Annotated in this window: 13 protein-coding genes and 1 pseudogene; 4 read left to right on the forward strand and 10 right to left on the reverse strand. The window is 67.1% G+C overall.

The genetic code is table 11. The annotated features are described in order from the left end of the window. Position 1: 1 nt before the first annotated feature. The 4 genes from RD110_RS05985 to gspF all read right to left on the reverse strand — a co-directional run bounded on the left by RD110_RS05985 (position 2) and on the right by gspF (position 7,469). Positions 2-2,284, reverse strand: coding sequence for a phospholipase D-like domain-containing protein (locus RD110_RS05985; protein WP_076197612.1), 2,283 nt, complete (start codon positions 2,282-2,284; stop codon positions 2-4). A 28-nt stretch (positions 2,285-2,312) separates the two neighbouring features. Then, positions 2,313-5,150: a type VI secretion system Vgr family protein gene (locus tag RD110_RS05990; protein ID WP_076197614.1), complete on the reverse strand. Its 2,838-nt coding sequence runs from the start codon at positions 5,148-5,150 to the stop codon at positions 2,313-2,315. Positions 5,151-5,314: 164 nt separating this feature from the next. After that, a complete protein-coding gene (locus tag RD110_RS05995) occupies positions 5,315-6,214 on the reverse strand; it encodes a 5'-nucleotidase (RefSeq protein ID WP_076197616.1) in 900 nt (299 codons plus the stop codon). Positions 6,215-6,239: 25 nt separating this feature from the next. Continuing rightward, complete coding sequence (gene gspF, locus RD110_RS06000) at positions 6,240-7,469, reverse strand: type II secretion system inner membrane protein GspF (RefSeq protein ID WP_076197618.1); 1,230 nt, start codon at positions 7,467-7,469, stop codon at positions 6,240-6,242. Between the two features lie 192 nt (positions 7,470-7,661). On the opposite strand from gspF, the gene eat reads away from it, so the two are divergent. The 4 genes from eat to RD110_RS06020 are packed head-to-tail and all read left to right on the forward strand — an operon-like array spanning position 7,662 to position 12,545. Then, on the forward strand, positions 7,662-9,056 hold the full coding sequence (gene eat / locus RD110_RS06005) for an ethanolamine permease (protein ID WP_076197620.1): 1,395 nt from the start codon (positions 7,662-7,664) through the stop codon (positions 9,054-9,056). 36 nt (positions 9,057-9,092) lie between these two features. Continuing rightward, positions 9,093-10,484 carry an ethanolamine ammonia-lyase subunit EutB gene (locus RD110_RS06010; RefSeq protein WP_076197622.1) on the forward strand — a complete coding sequence of 464 codons (1,392 nt, stop codon included), beginning with the start codon at positions 9,093-9,095 and terminating at the stop codon, positions 10,482-10,484. Between the two features lie 8 nt (positions 10,485-10,492). Continuing rightward, positions 10,493-11,326, forward strand: a complete 834-nt coding sequence (gene eutC, locus RD110_RS06015; RefSeq protein WP_076197624.1) for an ethanolamine ammonia-lyase subunit EutC — start codon at positions 10,493-10,495, stop codon at positions 11,324-11,326. 19 nt (positions 11,327-11,345) lie between these two features. Next, positions 11,346-12,545: a glycerophosphodiester phosphodiesterase gene (locus RD110_RS06020; RefSeq protein WP_076197626.1), complete on the forward strand. Its 1,200-nt coding sequence runs from the start codon at positions 11,346-11,348 to the stop codon at positions 12,543-12,545. 19 nt (positions 12,546-12,564) lie between these two features. On the opposite strand, the pseudogene RD110_RS06025 reads toward RD110_RS06020, so the two are convergent. The 6 genes and pseudogenes from RD110_RS06025 to gspL form a co-directional block, all read right to left on the reverse strand. Continuing rightward, positions 12,565-12,846, reverse strand: a pseudogene (locus RD110_RS06025) (type II toxin-antitoxin system death-on-curing family toxin); the annotation flags it as partial. A gap of 30 nt (positions 12,847-12,876) precedes the next feature. Beyond that, positions 12,877-14,265, reverse strand: a complete 1,389-nt coding sequence (locus RD110_RS06030) for a GspE/PulE family protein (RefSeq protein WP_076197628.1) — start codon at positions 14,263-14,265, stop codon at positions 12,877-12,879. 24 nt (positions 14,266-14,289) lie between these two features. Beyond that, entirely contained in the window at positions 14,290-16,575 is a 2,286-nt protein-coding gene (gene gspD / locus RD110_RS06035; protein ID WP_076197630.1) for a type II secretion system secretin GspD, read from the reverse strand. Positions 16,576-16,579: 4 nt separating this feature from the next. After that, a complete protein-coding gene (gene gspN, locus RD110_RS06040) occupies positions 16,580-17,407 on the reverse strand; it encodes a type II secretion system protein N (RefSeq protein WP_076197632.1) in 828 nt (275 codons plus the stop codon). 23 nt (positions 17,408-17,430) lie between these two features. After that, positions 17,431-17,931, reverse strand: a complete 501-nt coding sequence (gspM, locus tag RD110_RS06045; RefSeq protein WP_076197634.1) for a type II secretion system protein GspM — start codon at positions 17,929-17,931, stop codon at positions 17,431-17,433. Further along, positions 17,928-19,223: a type II secretion system protein GspL gene (gene gspL, locus RD110_RS06050; protein ID WP_076197636.1), complete on the reverse strand. Its 1,296-nt coding sequence runs from the start codon at positions 19,221-19,223 to the stop codon at positions 17,928-17,930. The genes gspM and gspL overlap by 4 nt, the downstream gene beginning before the upstream one ends. Between the last annotated feature and the right edge of the window lie 25 nt (positions 19,224-19,248).

Below are 19,248 nucleotides of genomic sequence, written 5' to 3' on the forward strand. Positions count from 1 at the left end.
CTTATCCGAGCCTGATGACGCTGGTTCGCTCGTCGAGGAATTTGACGAGGAAGCTGGTGAGTGAAAGACCATTCCTTTTGTTAGTGAGGTTGTTGCTTGCCTCTCTTTCCCAATTGTTAAAGGTTCTTTTCATCGCCGCCTGATCCGTCGCATCCGCCCCCCCATCAAACTGCTTGTTCGTATGCTGCTTCCACACCCGCCGCCGCAAATCCTGGGCCTTGTACCGGTCGTCGCTGGCGATGTTCATCTCGCTGTCCGCGGCGAAGCTGCGCAGGTTCAGGTTGGCGCTGCCCAGGGTGAACATGCTGTCGTCGATGATCATCAGCTTGCTGTGGATGTAGATCTCGCGGTAGCGCAGCGCCTTGGCGTTCTTGAGCTGCTGGCTGCGGTCCACGGGCGGCGTCGGTGGCATGCGGGTGTCGGTGTAGACGCGCCAGCCACCGGCTTCGACGGTGCGCGCACTCGCCTGTTTTTTCGCGGCCTGGTCGTCGTCCCATTCCTTCTGCTGCCGTGCATGAAGTGGCTTCTCTTCGTCGATGCGCTTCGCGATGGGTAGCTGGTCCTCCCGCCATTCGGCGTCGTACGTCCATAGGCTGGCCACGAGCGTGCGCATGCCCAGGGTCTGGCTCAACAGGTCGCGTGTCTTCTGGCTGTCGCGCGCACCACCGGCATCGACATAGCTCTGGGCGATGTCTGACAGCGGCTGTGGAGGCGATGGTGGCGGCTCCATTGCCGCGTATGGGGTGTACAGCGCCGTGTCAGTCCCCCGCGCGTCATGCGCCGCGCGTCGCTTCTTGTACTCCGCCATATCCTTTTGGGATTGGTCCCGTCGCGCCAACGCTTTCCGGATTTCCTCGTCCTGGTTGGGCATGGAGTCGCCATGGCCGAGTTCGGCGACCGTGTCGTGGGTCCGCGGCACCATCTGGCCGCGCTCGGGCGTGGGCGTGACCACGATCACATGCAGCACGGGAATGCGCGACAGGGGAATCGGTGGTGAAGCGCTGCTGCAGCCTTGCACGAATGCCTGGCGCGCATCCTTGAGCGCACGCGCCCAGTCGGTGTTCTGGAAATACTGGTTCTCGATGTACAGGTAGTGCCGCGCGAAGCTGCTGGTCTGGTAGTACAGCCGTGCAATGGAGCGTTCGCCGCCTTCGCTGTCGGGCAGCGTGCGCAGGATCTGCGCGCCGCTGCAGCGGGACTTGAGGTTCTTAAACAGTCGCGGGGGCGGCGCCTTGAGGTCGATTTCGCCGCTGGCGGGTGCCCCGGCGCCCGGGCCCTTGGCTTCGGCCTTGTTCCAGGCTTCGACGAAGTTCCTGTACACGGCCACGATCGCATCGCCTTCGATGCGGCAGGCGTAGTCCTGGTAGGGCTTGAGCGTGGGTGCACCAGAACTGCCAGGTTCCCAGCCCATGCCCACGGAATGGTCCTTGTCGCTGCCTTCGAAATTCTCGCCGCGCAGCGGGTCGTTGTAGCGGTGAGCCTGCGTGTCCCAATAGTCGGTCACGGAGTTCAGCCCCATGACGTAGGCGCGTGGGTCCGCGCCTTCGTAGTCGATGACGATGGTCTTCTGATGATGGGTGGCCATCCACTCGAGTCCGGCGCGCTCGATGCCACCAACAGTGGCACCGCGGGTCCTTGCGATCTCGGCCTTCAGGCTGGCCAGCACATCCGCATGCACGCCACCGCGTGTGCGCAGCGACACGCCTTCCATCTTGCCGGCCACGACGTCGCGGTACCAGTGCGAGTTGAACATTTCGCGTTGGTCTTTCGGATCGGCCGGCTCGGGCAAGGGAGGCAACTTGCCATATGGCACCAGGGCAGCGGCCATTCCTCGTCCGGGTGCTGCCTTGAGTTCGTAGCTGGCGTCGGTCCTGTAACCCGGCATGTTGCTGCCGCCGAGTGCGGCGCCCAGACTGTCGTACCAGCACAGTACCCGCACGCGAACCTTCTGTTTGCGCGCGAGTTCACCTCGCGCGGCACTGCGCAGCAGGTCGCCCCAGGTGTCGCCGCGCTTCCAGCGCCCGGCCGTACGCGTCAATTCCATCGCAGGATCGAAACCCCAGCAGACGATGTCGATGCTTCGTTCCGCCTTCTTGATGTCGTCGGCAATCTGCCTGAAGCTTTCTTCGCCGCAGATGTAGACCGACAGGTTGTTGTAGTGAAAGACGGGGGTCTGGGCGTCCTCCTTCTTCTCCAGTCGCCATTGGGCTGCGCCAGTCGCACGCCGGCTGAGATCGCTCAGCGGGACGGTACAAGTTTGCTGTGTGTCGGTGGGGCTTGGCATGGTGTGGTCTCCGATGGGCGCGGGTGCTTCAGGTTTCGTCGGGGCCGCCCTGGCCCTGCTGGTAGTGATGCCGACGGTCGCTGGCATCACCCTGGGCTGCGCGGTAGCCCTTGGCACTGAGGTGTTGGTCGACGCCTTGCAACTGCGCGGTCACCGGCAGATCGAAGGTGTTGCCGTTGGTGAGCTTGATCCGGTAGGCGCTGGTACCTGGCCGATGGTCGTCGATCAGTACACGGCCTTGCGCGTCGGTGACGCCCTTGCCGATCTCGGCGCCGTCTCGGTAGAGGGTGTAGGGCTCCATCGCCATGGGGCGGCCATTTTCCGCATGGGAACGCAGCACGAAGCTGCGCGCGGAAGGGCCTTCCTCGAGGCTTGAGTCGCCCGTCAATGGCATGGTGGGCGCATTTTTCGGGCCGACCCACGCGTGGTTGGCCGCGAACACGCGGTGCTGCCCCTGCGTACCGCCTTCGATGCCGCCAGCGTTGAGTTTGAAGTAGCTGCCGGCGCCGTTGAGCATCAGTTCCTTGCGGGCGGTGATGTTGATGCTGTCGGCGGTCTGGGTGATGTTGAGCTGGGCCAGGATGGCGATGCTGTTCTTCAAGGCCTTGATCTCGATGTTGCCGCAGAAGGCCACCAGCCGCATGCCGGCGTTGTAGGCGAAGAGTCGGATCGCCTGCTTGGCGCTGGCCAGGATCGATTGCCGGGCGGTCAGGCTGGTGTGGGCGCCGCTGGTGAGGGCGACATGCTCCCCGGCCTGGAGGTGAGTGCTTTGTGCGCTGCTGGTTTCGATGCCCGCGGCCGATGCCACCACCAGGTGGGGTTCATCCAACTCCGGGAAATGGCCCTCCCTGCCTGTAGCGGTGCCCCGAATGCTCTCGTTCTGCGCCGTCAGAGCTTGGGCCACCCGATCCTGGTCGCCTGTGTCTTGGGCCTTGGCTTCCAACGCCGCACTGCCCAGCGATGCATGCTGGTCGCGGCCTTCGGTCAAGCGCGCCACAGTCTCCTCCATCGCCTTGGCATGGCCCGCCGCCCTGGGCCGAGCCTCGGTGGTGATCAACATGCCTTCCCCGGCGCGGATGACACCGTGGGCTTCGGTGGCCAACTCGAAGCCCTCGCCCCGCGCATCCTTGCGCCCGGCGTGATCCTCGATGCGGGTGATGTGCCCCAGGCTCAGCTGGCTGTGCCGGTGGTCGCTCTTGAGCTGGGCCTGGATTTTCCCAGCCGTGTCGTCCAGCAGCAGGTGGTTGCTGCGCCCAGCCGCGCTGTTGCCGCCCTCGGGATTGAGCTCCCGGCTGCGCCAGCCGCTCAGGGCGGCCTGCTCCGGAAGAGACCACGGCGGCAGGTTGACCTGGTTGTGCACCCGGCCGGTGCAGACCGGCAGGTCCATATCGCCGCCGATGAAGTCGATCAGCACCTCCTGCCCGATGCGCGGGAGCTGCACGCCGCCCAATTGGTTGCCGGCCCAGGGGCTGCTCACGCGCACCCAGCAACTGCTGTGCTGGTTCTTCTGGCCTTCGCGGTCCCAGGGAAACTGCACCTTGATGCGGCCGAGTTGGTCGGTCCACAGGTTCTCGCCTGCGGGGCCGACCACTAGGGCCGACTGCGGGCCAGCGCTGCGGGGCTTGGCTTGGGTGGGTGCCGGCCGCAGGGTCTCGGCCATCGGGTGCGCTGTGAAGTCGACTTCCACGCGCCAGGCCTGTTTGCGCAAGGCGGCCGCGTCCTTGACCTGGCTGGCCTGGCCCACGTCTTCGATGAGGAACCGGGTGTCCAGCACCAGGTAGTCGCCGTTGGCCTGATGGCGCGGGTGGTTCTGCAAGGTAAAGCTGCAGCCGGGCACCATGCCGCGCAGGTTGCCGCTGCCCTGGGCGCGCGCGCCGTGGCTGCGCAGCGCCTGCATGCGCAGCAGCGCGAACTGGCGGGCTTCGGCCTGTGGGTCGTTGGCCTCGGCCGTACCAGCCTTGGGTTGCGCATAGTGGCTACCCGCGACGCCGTCGTGCCACTGGTACACCTCGGCATCGTTCTGGCCCGTGGGCCGCGGGTCCTTGCGGCTGGCCGACAGGTCGGCGCGCGGCCGGGTGTAGTCGTAGTCGCGGGTGCTGTAGCGGCCACTGGTGAGCCGGTGTTGCGGCAAGAAGCTGTGGATGTATTCGGCATCGGTCTTCCAGCCGGGCGGGTGGTAGTCCACGGCCTGGTAGGCGGCGCTCGGGTTCTTCAGGTGCGCGCCCATGTTGTCGATCAGCACCAGCCGGTGCCGGCCGTTGTCATGCTCGAAAAAGTAGTTGATGCCCCACTCTTCACACAGCCGGCTGAAGAAGGCGAAGTCCGATTCGTTGAACTGGGTCTGGTAGTCGCGCACCGGGTAGGTGTCGATCAGGCGTTTGTCGACCGGGAACGGGTAGTCGGCCAGCAGCGTGTCGAGCAGTTCGACCACGGTCTGGTTCTGGAAGATGCGGCAGTCGGTGTTGAGGGTCGCCAGGTGCAGCCAGGGGCGCAGCGTGAGCCGGTATTGCGAGAAGCGACCTTCCTCGCCCCAGAACGCGGCGTCGGCGACCAGGGCGTTGATCTCGCGCGCGCCGGCGCCCACGTGGTCGGCCGCATCGCCGACCGCACCGGGCAGGAAGGCGCCGGCGCCGTCGAGCTGGATGCGGCAGCGGATCTCGCGGCCAATGAAGGCATCCAGGTCGAAGTCGGCGGCTTCGCTGGCGCCGAGGTTCAGGCTGTCCGGCGTCTTCAGCAGCAGTTCGTATGCGAAGAGGCTGTTCACACCTTCATGGCCGCTGAGGCGTACGGGTTCGAGCGCAGGCTGGCCGTTGACGACCGGGATGACCTCACTTTCGACGGTGAGGCTGTGGGAAGTGAGAGGCATCGCGATACTCCGGCTCGACGCATCATGCAAACCCCTTGCAGACACTCCAGTAATTAGTATGCGATATTTAAAGATAAGTATTTAACAGTTTTTCGGTATTTTTAACAAAATATTTGTATACCAATTATCGACCGGCGGCGGGGTTGTTGTTCGAAAGCTTTGGCTTAGCCCAGATTCTTGATGCCGCTGCTCACGTGCCCGGCGGGCACGTGCTGCGCCGCGGACATCACATGCCCGGTCTGGTCGTCGAAGAAGAAATCCGGTTCGAACTCGCGCAGGAACTCGCCCTTGGGCAGGCCGCCGAGGAACATGGCTTCGTCCACGGCGATGTTCCACTTCATCAGCGTGAGGATGGCGCGTTCGTGGGCCGGGGCGCTGCGCGCGGTGACGAGGGCTGTGCGGATGCGCATCTTCGGGGTGCTGGCACTTTGGAGGCGGTGCAGCGCGGCCAGAAGGGGCTTGAACGGCCCGTCGGGCAGCGGCACGCCGGCCTTGTCGCTCTCGTGTCGCTGGAACGCGTCCAGCCCTTCGGCCTGGAACACGCGTTCGGCCTCGTCGCTGAACAACACCGCGTCGCCATCGAAGGCGATGCGCACTTCGTTCGGATAGGTCTTGCTGGCCTGGATCGATTCGGTGAGCACGCGCGCCGCCGGGAAACCGAGCGCCAGCGCGTCGCCCACGTCCTTTTCGTTGGCCGACAGGAACAGGTGCGCACCGAGCGCGCGCAGGTAGCCGAACGGTGCACGGCCCTGGGTGAAGACGCCGCGCTCGAGCTGCAGGTTGTTGGCCTTGCCCGAGCGGAAGATGCGCATGCCGCTGACCGGGTCGTTGCGCGACAGCATCACCACCTCGACGCGTTTCACGCCGTCGTCGTTGAAGGCCAGCAGCTTTTGCACGAGCGAAAACGCCACGCCCGGCAGCGCCGGCACGTCGAGCCGCTCGAACTGCAGCCGCATGTAGGCCTTGTCGTCGCCGGCGTCGAAGAGGCGGTTTTCCTCTTCGAGGTTGAACAGCGCACGCGAGGAGATGGCGACGACGAGTTTGTCGGTGAGGGTGGGGGACATGGATCTGGCCGTTGTTCAGGCTGCGTCACTTGACGAATTGGTTGAGCTGGATGATGGGCATCAAGACAGCGAGCACGATCAGCATCACCACCAGGCCCATGGCCACGATGAGCAGCGGCTCGAGGATCGTCGCCAGCGCCATGGCGCGCCGTTGCACTTCGAGACTCAACTGGTTGGCCGCGCGCTGCAGCATCAGCGGCAGCTGGCCGGTTTGTTCGCCCAGGCGCGCGAACATGCTGACCAGCCCGGGGAAACGCTTCTTCTGCGCCATGGCCGAGGCCAGCGGTGCGCCCTCGCGCACGAGCACCAGCGCGTCGAGCGCGTCGGCGCGCATGGCAGTGTTGCCCAGGGTTTCGGCCGCAGCCTGCAGCGCGCGCAGGATGGGCACGCCGGCCGCGGCGAGCATCGCCAACGTGCCGGCGAAACGGGCGGCGTTGTAGCCGCGCGCGAGCCGACCGATCAGCGGCAGCCTGAGCCAGGCCGCATCGAACTTCTGCCTGAAAAGTGCATTCTTCAGCGCGAATCGACCGCCGATGGCGGTGAGCACCAGCGCGATCAGCATCAACCAGCCGTAATTGCGCACGAAGCCGCTGATGGCCAGCATGGCCACGGTGAGGATGGGCAGCGCGCGCTTGGTGCCGGCGAACACGTTGGCCACCTGCGGCACCACGTAGCCGACCAGGAACAGCACGATGACGATGGCCACCAGGGTCACGATGGCGGGGTAGAGGGCGGCGCCGATGAGCTTGGACTTGAGCGCCTGGCGCTCCTCCAGATCGTCGGCGAGCCGCTCGAGCACGATGCCGAGGTTGCCGCTCTGTTCGCCCGCGCCGATCACGGCGGTGTAGATCGGCGAGAACTCGCGCGGGTGCTGGGCCAGTGCCTTGGCGAAAGGCGCGCCGGCATTGACTTCCGCGCGCAATGCGGCCAGCAGGTTGCGCTGGTTTTCCTGCTCGGCCTCGTCGGTCAGCGCGGTGAGCGCACGCTCCAGCGGCAGCCCGGAAGACACCAGGCCCGCGAGTTGGCGCGTCCAGATCGCCAGGCCCGTGGGGTTGTAGACACGGCGTTCCATGAAGCCCGCGCTGCGCACGCCGGCTGCACCGGGCTTTCCGCCGGCATTCACGGGTTCGACCGACAGGGGCACCAGCGCCTGGGCGCGCAGCAGTCCGCGCGCGGCCTTGGCGGTGTCGGCTTCCATCACGCCCTTGCGGGGCTGGCCCTGGGCGTCGATGGCTTCGAAGGAATAGGCGGGCATGGGGACGATGGGAACGCCTGCAAGGGCGGAGCGGCGATGTTAGCGCACGGCTTGGCATCAAGTTTGCATCGCCACCGACGCGCCGGTTTGCATGCACCACGAACGGGAGGGTGTGTTGCATGCTGCACCCATGGGGGCGGCTGGCCGGTGCAAACAGCAGGTCCACACCACAACACAGCTCAAGGAACCAGCATGACCACACTCGGCAATACAAAAGCACCGGCGCTTCAGAAGACGTTGAGCACCCTGCAACTCTGGGGCATCGCCGTCGGGCTGGTGATCTCGGGCGAATATTTCGGCTGGAGCTACGGCTGGGCTTCGGCCGGCACACTCGGTTTCACCGTCACGGCGCTGTTCATCGCCGCCATGTACGCGTGTTTCATCTTCAGCTTCACCGAACTCACCACCTCCATTCCGCATGCCGGCGGGCCGTTCGCGTACAGCAAGGCGGCGTTCGGGCCGGTCGGCGGCTACATCGCGGGCGCGGCCACGCTCATCGAATTCGTGTTCGCGCCGCCCGCCATCGCGCTGGCCATCGGTGCGTACCTCAACGTGCAGTTCCCGGCCATCGATCCGAAGGTGGCGGCGGTGGCGGCCTACATCGTGTTCATGGCGCTCAACATCGTCGGCGTGCAGATCGCCGCCACCTTCGAACTGGTGGTGACCTTGCTGGCGATCTTCGAATTGCTGGTGTTCATGGGCGTGGTGTCGCCGGGCTTCTCGATGGCCAATTTCACCAAGGGCGGCTGGTCGGGGCAGGACGGCTTCAGCCTGGCCTCGATTCCGGGCATGTTCGCCGCGATCCCGTTCGCCATCTGGTTCTTCCTGGCCATCGAAGGCGTGGCCATGGCGGCCGAGGAAGCCAAGGACCCGAAACGCTCCATCCCCATCGCCTACATCGCGGGCATCCTCACGCTGGTGCTGCTCGCCGTGGGCGTGATGGTGTTCGCCGGCGGCGCGGGCGACTGGACCAAGCTCGCCAACATCAACGACCCGCTGCCGCAGGCCATGAAACTCATCGTCGGCGAGAACAGCAACTGGCTGCACATGCTGGTGTGGCTGGGGCTGTTCGGCCTGATCGCCTCGTTCCACGGCATCATCCTGGGCTATTCGCGGCAGATCTTCGCGCTGTCGCGCGAGGCCTACCTGCCCGGCTACTTCGCCAAGATCCACCCGCGCTTCAAGACGCCGCACCGCGCCATCCTGGCCGGCGGCGTGGTCGGCATCATCGCCATCTTCAGCGACGAACTCATCAAGTTCAACGACCAGCCGCTCACGGCCAACATCGTCACCATGTCGGTGTTCGGCGCGATCCTGATGTACATCGTCAGCATGCTGAGCCTGTTCAAGCTGCGCCGCACCGCACCGCACATGGTGCGGCCGTTCAAGGCGCCGATGTATCCGGTCTTCCCGGCCTTCGCGCTGTTCGGTGCCTGCGTGTGCATGGCCACGATGATTTATTTCAACGCCATGATGTTCCTCGTCTTCGTCGTCTTCCTCGGCCTGGGCCTGGGCTACTTCATGCTGACCAAGGGCCAGCGCGACGACGCCGCCGCCACGGCGCCGGTTGCGGCGACATCGGGCTAGGGTTAAGGTCGGCATCCACCCTGGAGAGGTTCGCAGATGTCCGAATTCACCCATGCCATCGCCGGCCACACCTACCGCTTTGCCGACATCCGCGCGTTGCTGGCCAAGGCCACGCCCGCACGTTCGGGGGACGTGCTGGCCGGGGTTGCCGCCGGCAACGCACAGGAGCGCGTGGCCGCGCAGATGGCCCTGGCCGATCTGCCGCTGCGCACCTTTCTGAACGAATTGCCCGTGCCGTACGAGGCGGACGAAGTCTCGCGGCTGATCATCGACCGGCACGACGCCGTGGCGTTCGCGCCCATCGCGCACCTCACGGTGGGCGATTTCCGGAACTGGCTGCTGAGCGACACGGTGGACAGCGCCGCACTGGCCGCCGCCGCGCCCGGCATCACGCCCGAGATGGCGGCGGCCGTGTCCAAGATCATGCGCAACCAGGACCTGATCCTCGTCGCGCAGAAGTGTCGCGTGGTCACGCGCTTTCGCAACACGCTGGGGCTGGAGAAGCGGCTTTCGACGCGGCTGCAGCCCAACCACCCGACCGACGACACCAGCGGCATTGCCGCCAGCATCCTGGATGGCCTGCTCTACGGCAGCGGCGACGCGGTGATCGGCATCAACCCGGCCACCGACAACGTGCCGCAGGTCATCAAGATCGTGACCATGCTCGACGCGGTGATCCAGCACTACGACATTCCCACGCAGTCGTGCGTGCTCACCCACGTGACCAACACCATCGCCGCCATCGAACGCGGCGCGCCGGTGGACCTGGTGTTCCAGTCCATCGCCGGCACGCAGGCGGCGAATGCCAGCTTCGGCATCGACATGAAGATCCTGGCCGAGGCGCGCAGCGCGGCACTGTCCCTGAAGCGCGGTACGGTGGGCGACAACGTGATGTACTTTGAAACCGGCCAGGGCAGCGCGCTGTCGGCCAACGCCCACCATGGCATGGACCAGCAGACCTGCGAGGCGCGCGCCTATGCGGTGGCGCGCGAGTTCAAGCCGCTGCTGGTCAACACCGTGGTCGGCTTCATCGGCCCCGAATACCTGTTCGACGGCAAGCAGATCATCCGCGCCGGCCTGGAAGACCATTTCTGCGCCAAGCTGCTGGGCCTGCCGATGGGCTGCGACGTGTGTTACACCAACCACGCGGAGGCCGACCAGAACGACATGGACGTGCTGCTCACGCTGCTGGGTGCGGCCGGCTGCAACTTCGTGATGGGCATCCCGGGCTCGGACGACATCATGCTCAACTACCAGACGACCTCGTTCCACGACGCGCTGTACGCACGGCGGGTGCTCGGCCTGCGCCCCGCGCCTGAGTTCGAGGCCTGGCTGCAGCGCATGCACATCTTCACCGACGACGCCGTGCCGCAACTGGCCGCGGCCTTGCCCGAACCGTTCGCCAAGGCTTTGCTGGCCCTGAACTGAAACCTGCCATGACCGAACCCGAACCGGCGATCGTCGTTCCCAACGCGTGGCAATCGCTGCGCAGCCTCACCGCGGCACGCATCGCGCTGGGGCGCACGGGTGTGAGCCTGCCGACCTCCGCGCAGCTTGAATTCCAGCTCGCCCATGCGCGTGCGCGCGACGCGGTGCACCTGCCGCTGGACACGGCCCAATTGGCGCAGGATTTGAAGGGCCTGGAGCCGGACCAACCGGAACCGATCGTGCTGGCCAGCGCCGCAGGCGACCGCCTGACCTACCTGCAGCGGCCCGACCTCGGGCGCCGGCTCGACGAACGCTCGCGCGAAACCTTGGCGGCGCTGCAGCCGAACGCGGCGGGCTACGACCTCGCGCTGGTGGTGGTCGACGGCCTGTCGGCGCTGGCCATCGCGCAGAATGCCGCGCCCTTCCTGCGTGCGCTCACCCAGCGCCTGGCTGTGGAAGACTGGTCGCTGGCGCCGATCACCGTGGTCACCCAGGGCCGCGTCGCCGTGGGCGACGAAGTTGGCGAACGGCTTGGCGCCCGGGCCGTGGCCGTGCTGATCGGGGAACGGCCGGGCCTTTCCTCGCCGGACAGCATGGGCCTGTACCTGAGCTGGGCGCCGCGTGTGGGCCTGACGGATGCACAACGCAACTGCATCTCCAACGTGCGGCCCGAGGGGCTGGCTGTCACGGAAGCCGGTTATAAATTGCATTGGCTGCTGCGGGAATCGCGGCGGCGGCAGTTGACCGGGGTGGATCTGAAGGACGAGACCGGCGATGCCTTGGAGGCGAGCGCGGCGGACGACATCAAGCCGGCCGCTTTGCGCAATTTTCTACTCGCGTGATTGAAACAAACGACAAAACATGATTCTGAAATTCACGGCCATCGCCGGTGCCGTTCTCGCCGTCGCCGCACTCGGTGCCTGCAGCACCATGAACGCTTCCCGGACCTCCTCGCTCGCCACGCTGGACGGAAAACCCCCGCTGGTGGTGGCGCACCGCGGTGCCTCCGGCTACCTGCCCGAGGAAACGCTGGAGGCGTATGCCCGCGCCATCGAACTCGGCGCCGACGTGATCGAGATGGACCTGCTGGTCAGCAAGGATGGCGTGCTCGTCGCCCGCCACGACCCGAACCTGGCCATCAGCACCGATGTGGCCAAACACCCCGAGTTCGCCTCGCGCAGGAAGACCATGCAGGTCGACGGCGAAACCCAGACCGGCTGGTTCGTCCAGGACTTCACGCTGGCCGAACTCAAGACGCTGGGTGGCGTTTCCACCGACGCCGAGCGGCCGCAGCAGTTCAACGGCCAATACAGGATTCCGACCTTCCAGGAAATCATCGACTTCGCCAAGGCCAAGAGCCGCGAGACCGGCCGCACCATCGCCATCTACCCCGAGACCAAGAACCCGACCTGGTTCCGCGACATGGGCCTGCCGATGGAGGACAAGGTCGTCGCCATGATCAACGCCGCGGGCTGGAACAGCAAGACCGCGCCGATCTACGTGCAGTCGTTCGAGCCTGGCAGCCTGAAGTACATGAAGAGCAAGGGCCTGAACACACGCCTGATCCAGCTCATCGACGGCGACGGCATCGACATGAAGACCGGCAGCATGACCTATGCCGTGCCGGTGGACCGGCCCTACGAATGGACCAAGGCGGGCGACAAGCGCACCTTCAGCAGCATGGTCACGCCCGCGGGCCTGGCCGAGATCAAGACCTATGCCGACGGCATCGGGCCGTGGAAGCGCTACATCTTCAGCATCCAGGGCACCATCGGCGCCGACGGCAAGGCGGTCGATGTCAACAAGGACGGCAAGATCAACGACGCGGACGCCACCACCATCGCGCCCACGACGCTGGTCGCGGACGCGCACAAGGCCGGCCTGTTCGTGCACCCCTTCACCTTCCGCAACGAGAACCGGCGTTTGGCCGCCGACTACAAGGGCGACCCGAAGAACGAGTACCTGGCCTACTACCGGCTGGGTGTGGATGGCGTGTTCACCGATTTCACCGACACGGCATTGGCCGCGCGTGCCATCTATCTGAAGGAAATCGGCCGCTGAGCGGGCGGAAGGTGGCGCTTCAGCCGCGCTTCCTGGCTTGCTGGCGCAGCCAGGCGGCGAAGTCTTCTTCGCTGATGTCGCCCGCGGCCAGGCCCATCACCGTGAGGGTGGCGTCGGCCTGGGTGGCGTCAAGCCGGTAGCCATTGAGGTACAGGAACAGACCGACCGCGAGGAAGGCCGCGCGTTTATTGCCGTCCACGAAGGCGTGGTTCTTCGCGAGGCCCAAGCCATAACTCGCGGCCAGGGCCGCCACGTCGGGCTCGCCGTAGGCGGCGAAGTTCAGCGGCCGCGCGAGTGCGGAGAGCTTCGGCGTCATGTCAAAGGCTGAAAATCAATCCCTGGTCACCCGCATCAACTCCTCCCGAGAGGTGATTCCCGCGCGCACCAGCCGCTCGCCATCCTCGCGCATCAGCGTCATGCCGGCCTTGAGCGCTGCGTCGCGGATGTCGGCTTCCGAAGTGCGGTTATGGATCTGCGCGCGGATGGCGTCGTCGGTCACCAGCAGCTCGAACACGCCGGTACGGCCCTGGTAGCCGGTCTGGCCGCAGGCTTCGCAGCCCTTGCCGGCGCAATGGCTGCACAGTTTGCGCACCAGGCGCTGCGCCAGCACGCCGAGCAGCGAGCTGCTCAAGAGAAACGGCTCGACACCCATGTCCGTGAGACGGGTGACGGCACTCGCCGCGTCGTTGGTGTGCAGCGTGGCCAGCACCAGGTGGCCGGTGAGCGAGGCCTGGATGGCGATCTGTGCCGTCTCGAAATCGCGGATCTCGCCGATCATGATCACGTCCGGGTCCTGCCGCAGGATGGCGCGCAGGGCCTTGGCGAAGGTCAGGTCGATCTTGCTGTTGACCTGGGTCTGGCCCACGCCGGGCAGTTCGTATTCGATCGGGTCTTCCACCGTCATGATGTTGCTGCTGTGCGCGTCGAGCTGGCTCAGCGCGGCATACAGCGTGGTGGTCTTGCCCGAGCCGGTGGGGCCGGTCACCAGGATGATGCCGTGCGGCTGGGCGATCAGCGTCTGCAGACGCTGCAGCGCGTCGCCCTGCATGCCGACCGAGGCCAGGTCCAGCGTGCCGCCGCTCTTGTCGAGCAGGCGCAGCACGGCGCGTTCGCCATGGGCGCTGGGCAGCGTGGAGACGCGCACGTCCACGGCACGCGTGCCGATGCGCAGGCTGATGCGCCCGTCCTGCGGCAGGCGCTTTTCGGAAATGTCGAGGTCGGCCATGATCTTCAGCCGGGAGATCAGCGCCGCATGCAGCGCGCGGTTGGGCTGCACCACCTCGCGCAGCGTGCCGTCCACGCGGAAGCGCACGCTCGAATGCCGCTCGTAGGGCTCGATGTGGATGTCGCTCGCGCCGTCGCGCGCGGCTTGCGTCAACAGCGCGTTGAGCATGCGGATGATGGGCGCGTCGTCGCTCATCTCCAGCAGGTCTTCGACCGCCGGCAGTTCCTGCATCATGCGCGAGAGGTCGGCGTCGCTCTCGACTTCGCTCACCACCGAGGCCGCGCTCGATTCGCCTTGCGCATAGGCCGCGCTGATGCGCTGCACCAGCGTCTCCACCGGCAGGGTCTCGACGCGGCGCACGTCGTATTTGCGCATCACCTCGCTCAGGCCGCTGCCGTTGGAGGCGGGGTGCAGCCAGAGCGTGAGCTCGCCGAGGTTGTCCTCCAGCAGCAGTTGCTGGGTGCGCGCGAAGGCGTAGGGCAGGGGATGGCGCATGGTTCAGCGAAGGTCTGCGAAGTCTTAGCGGGTGGGCAGCGTCTGCAGCGGCGTACCCGGTGCGACGCTGTCGCTGGACTGGCCGAGCGGTGGCTGCGGCACGTCCTTGCTGTTCCCGGATCTGGCCGGCAGGTTCGGGTTGACGATGGGTGCGAGGATCGGCGCCTCGTTCACCGGGATCATCTTGCTCTGCTCGGGCTGGGTGTCGCGCTGCATGCCGCGGATCAGGTCGTAGCGGTCCATCGACAGCGCGTCAGTCTCGCGCGCATCGCGCACCACCACCGGCCGCAGGAACACCATCAGATTGGTCTTGGTGCGGCTGCGCACCTCGCTCTTGAACAGGTTGCCGAAGAAGGGCACGTCGCCGACGATGGGCACCTTGTCCTGGTTGCCGGCGTACTGGTCCTGCAGCAGTCCGCCGATGACGACTACGCTGCCATCGTCCACCAGCACGGTGGATTCGATCGAGCGCTTGGTCGTCGTCGGCCCATTGGTGGCCAGCTCGGTACCGCTCTTGACGCTGGAGGTCTCCTGGAAGATCACCAGCTTCACCGTGCCGTTCTCGTTGATCTGGGGCCGGATCTTCAACGTCAGGCCCACGTCCTTGCGCTCCACCGTGGTGAACGGATTCACCGAGCCCGAACTGCTGTTGTTGCTGGTGTAGGAGCCGGTCACGAAGGGCACGTTCTCTCCGATGACGATCTTGGCTTCCTCGTTGTCCAGCGTCAGCAGGTTGGGTGTCGACAGCACGTTGCCGTCGCCATTGGTCTGCAGGAAGTTGGCCAGGAAGCCCAGCACGTAGACGCCGCCCGTCTTGTGCGCAATCCCGAAATTGCCCCCGGTGGAGGGCAGCGTGCTCGAGGTCGACGAGGACGACGACGTGGCGCCCGCTGCGGTCAGCGCCAGGTTGATGATGTTGGCCGTGCCGCCGGTGCTGAAGTTGGTGCCGAGGATGCCGACGTTGTTGCCGCTGCCGAGCAGGCCCTGCCACTGGATGCCGAACTGCGCGGCCTTGCTGGCGTTGACCTCGACGATCAGGCTCTCCACCAACACCTGCGCGCGCCGGCCGTCGAGCTGGTCGATCACGGCGCGCAACTGGCGGTACTGCGGCTCCGGCGCGGTGATGATCAGCGAGTTGGTGGACGGATCGGCCTGGATCTGCCCGCCGGTCGACGGCTGGTTGCTGTTGGCGCTGTTGAGCGAGCCGGTGGCGCCGGAGGACGTGCCGCTGGCGCCGCCGGAGGCGGACCCGCTGGTCGACAGCGCCGCCGTGTTGAGCGACAGGCCGCCGCCGGTGCTGCCAGTGCTGCCCGAGCCGCCGCGTGCCTCGCCGCTCATGGCCGCGCGCAGCGTGATCGCCAGCTTGGTGGCATCGGCATTCTTCAGGTAGACCACGTGGATGTTGCCACCGGGGTTGTTCGCGCCGCCGGGCGTCACCGCGGCCGGCTGGTCGAGCCGGGCCACCAGGCCGCGCACCAGGTTCAGCCGCGCCGGATTGGCCGCGCGCACGATCAGCGCATTGCTGCGCGGCTCGGCCAGCACCGTGGTCCTGAACGAGGTATCGGACTGTCCGGCCACCGGCACACCGCCGGCCCCGCCGCTGCTGCCGGGATCGATGAGCCGGGTGAGCAGGGGCACCAGGTCGGTGGCCACGGCGTATTGCAGCGGGATGATTTCGAGATCGGTCGCGTTCGACACGTCCATCGAGGCCACGATGCGCGCGATACGGCGCAGGTTGTCGGCGTAGTCGGTGATCACCAGCGAGTTGTTGCCGGGGTTCACGTTGATGGTGTTGTTCGGGCTGATCAGCGGGCGCAGCACCGGCACCAGGTTCGCGGCGTTTTCGTAGTTGAGCTTGAAGATCTGCGTGACGATCTGGTTGCCGGCCGCGCCGCGCGGCGTGTCGCCGGTGCTGGACACCGTCTCCGCGCCACCCTGCAGCTTGGCATCGGCCTCGGGCACGATCTTGTCGAGCCCGCCCGACTGCACCACCGTGAAGCCCTGCACGCGCAGCGTCGCCAGGAACTGGTCATAGGCCACCGAGGGCGCCACCGGCCGCTCGGTGCTCAGCGTCATCGTGCCCTTCACGCGCGGATCGACCACCACGTTGCGTCCGGTGAGCGTGGCCATGGTGCGGGCCACGGCCTCGATCTCGGCGTTGACGAAGTTCAACGTGATCGGCTCGCGCTGGCCCGCCGCGGCCTGTGCCCACGAATTAGAAGAAAAAGTGCCCGTAGCGCAGGCGATCATTGCGCAGAGTGCTATCGAGGTGATAGCAAAGGAGCGCGCTCGAAAAATTGGCTTGGTCATGCAGTTAACCCACTTTGATGAGGGAGCGTACGCCATCGCGCCGTCCGATGATGTTCAGGAGATTCGACAAGGCGTCGGCGAATGCGGGTGCGGCCGTGGCCACGCCGTCGAAGCGCAGCCGCGAGCCGACCCACTGGCCGCTGCCGCTGAGCTGCAGCGCGCCTTCGATGGTTTCGAGTTTCAGCGTGGGCGTGCTGCCGCCGGCCACGGTGACGCGGTAGCTGCCCATGGGCTTGAGGGTGGACAGGCGCGAGGAGACGGCCATCGCTTCCAGCACGGCCTGGCCGCCGAGCACCAGCCGGCCCGCATTCAGGTCGATCACCAGCGACTGGGTGGACAGCGTGAGCTCGCCTTCGGGCTGCAAGGTGTTCCACGGCGTGCCCAGGCCGGCCAGCAACAGCGCCGGCAGCCGCGCCTGGCCATCGGCCAGCGTCACCACCGCGCCGCCCCATTGCGGCCGCGCCGCAACGCGCCAGGGCTGGGCCATGCAGCACAGCGCCTGCAACCGGGCCGAAAGCCATCCGCCGGCGCTGCCGCCGTCGGCGCCGGGACGGATGCGCCAGGTCAGCCGGTCCGGCAAGGCGGCCTGGTCGCGGCTGCCGATGCCGCCCGACAACACGAGTTGCGCCGAGCCGTCCCACACCGTGCCGCGCGGATCGGCCAGCCGCACCTGCGCGGCACTCGCGCGCTCCACCGCCGCGGCCAGCCAGCTCGCGGGTGCGAACAGCAGCACCGCCAGCAGCAGGCCCAGGCCGCCACCGCCCAAGGCCCAGCGCCAGGGCTTGACCGCCGCGTGGGGCGTGGGTTGGGAAAGAGGTCTGGAGCGCGCCATGGGAACTGGAAAGCCGTGCGCGTTCAGCGTGCGGGCAGGCTCATCACCAGCACACCGTCCCAGGTCGGGCCAGTGGGAGGCACCGCGCCCGGGCTGCGCAGCAGGCGGGCTTCGGCGGGCAGGGCGCGGGCGTCGATGCGCGCCTGCGCGAGCCACTGCGCCAGCGCGGAGGCCGAAGCGCCCTTGAGCGTCACCGTGGCGCGTTCACCCACCACGCTGAGCTGCGCCGTGGCGCCGAAGCGCTGCCGCACCGAGGCTTCGAGCGCGCGCACGGCCTCCTCGAACGCCAGCTTGGGCCGGGCCTGCAGCGCCTGCGCCTCGGCCTGCAGCCGGTGCATGGCCTGCAACTGCGCGTCGAGTACGCGGTGCTGGGCCTCCGCGCCGCGCAGCGTCTGCAGCGCGGGCGACAGGGCCAGCCACCACACCAGTGCCAGGCCGATCAGCGAGGCCGCGACCAGGACGCTGCGGCGTTCGCGCGGGGCGAGTTGGTCCCACTGCAATTGGACCGGTGCGGGCAGCTTCATGGCCGGCTCCCAGGTGCGGGTTGGATCACGATCTGATCACCTTCCAGGCGTGCGGCATAGCCCTGGGCGGAAAGCGGGCCTGCGAGCTCGCCGCTCTGGCTCTCCAGGCCCTTGACGCGCGCCTCGCCATTGTTGAAGTCGATGGCGGTGAGCACCATGCCGGGCGGCGTGGCCTGGCCCAACGCGCCGAGCATGGCCTCGAGGTCGCGGCCCGAAGGCGCACCGGCGGCTTGGCGCAGGTTCGCGAGCTCACGCTCCATCTGCACCGGCGCATCGACCACCAGCTTCACCGAGGGGAAGGTCTGGGTCAGCGTGTTGCGGATCACCGCGCGCTGGTTGTCCAGGCTGGAGGATTCCTTCCAGGCCCAGGCGTTCAGGCCGAGCACCTGCGCGGCCGCCAGCACACCCAGGCCCCAGCGCGCGGCGCGCCACTGCGGCGCCTGCCAGAAGGTGCGCGCCTGTTGGGCGAGTTCCTTCCAGAACTGGTTGCGGCCGGAACCGCTGAACTCGAACTGCGCCAGGTCCCAGCGGCTGTGCGCGGCGGCGAGCCAACGCTCGGCGCTGGTGGATAGCGTGACCGGCCGGCCGGCCAGTTCTTCGGCCAGTTGCGCGACTGCCGGCTCGGCGACGACGTGCAACGGCTCGTCCGAACCGGCCTGGGCCTGGGCCAGCGCCAGGGCGGCGGCGCTGAACGGCAGCAGGCTCACGCCATGCGCACCGATGCTGGCCAGCTGGGCATGCGCCGGTGTGCCCAGCACCTGCAGCGGCGCGGCCTCGGGTGCCGCATCGCCGTCCGGCGGAGCGAACTCGGGCACGATGCGCGTGGCGGGGCGCTTGGCGGCTTCCAGCACCGCCAGCGCCGCCCGCAGCCAGCTGCGCTGGCAGGCCGCGACCCACACGGCCGCACCGTCGCGCGCGTCCGGTTGCACCGCGAAGTGCAATTCACCGGGTTCTTCGAGCAGGCGGTCTTCGAGCAGGCCTTCGAGCACGGCGCGCAGCCGTGGTGTGCCGCCACTGCTGGTCTTCGACGCGGCCTTGAGGCTGGCCTTGGCCATCGCGCCACGGCCCAGGCTGCCGCGCGGCAGCTCCAGCCTGTGCCAGGACAAGGCTTGCGCCGGCACCACGGCCACCACTTCGGTGCCGCCCTTGCCGCCCACGGGCAGCAGCGAGGCGGCCGCGCGGTCGTGCCGGGTCGGGCTGCGGTCGTCGTCCGACAACACATAGTCGAAAGGCGTGGCCGCGCTGAAGGATTCCAGCGGCAGCGGGGGAAGCAGGACGATCAGGGTGCTCATGGGCGGGGTAGGTCGGCCATTGTAG

This window comes from Rhodoferax koreense (genome assembly GCF_001955695.1).
GTDB classification, from domain to species: domain Bacteria; phylum Pseudomonadota; class Gammaproteobacteria; order Burkholderiales; family Burkholderiaceae_C; genus Rhodoferax_B; species Rhodoferax_B koreensis.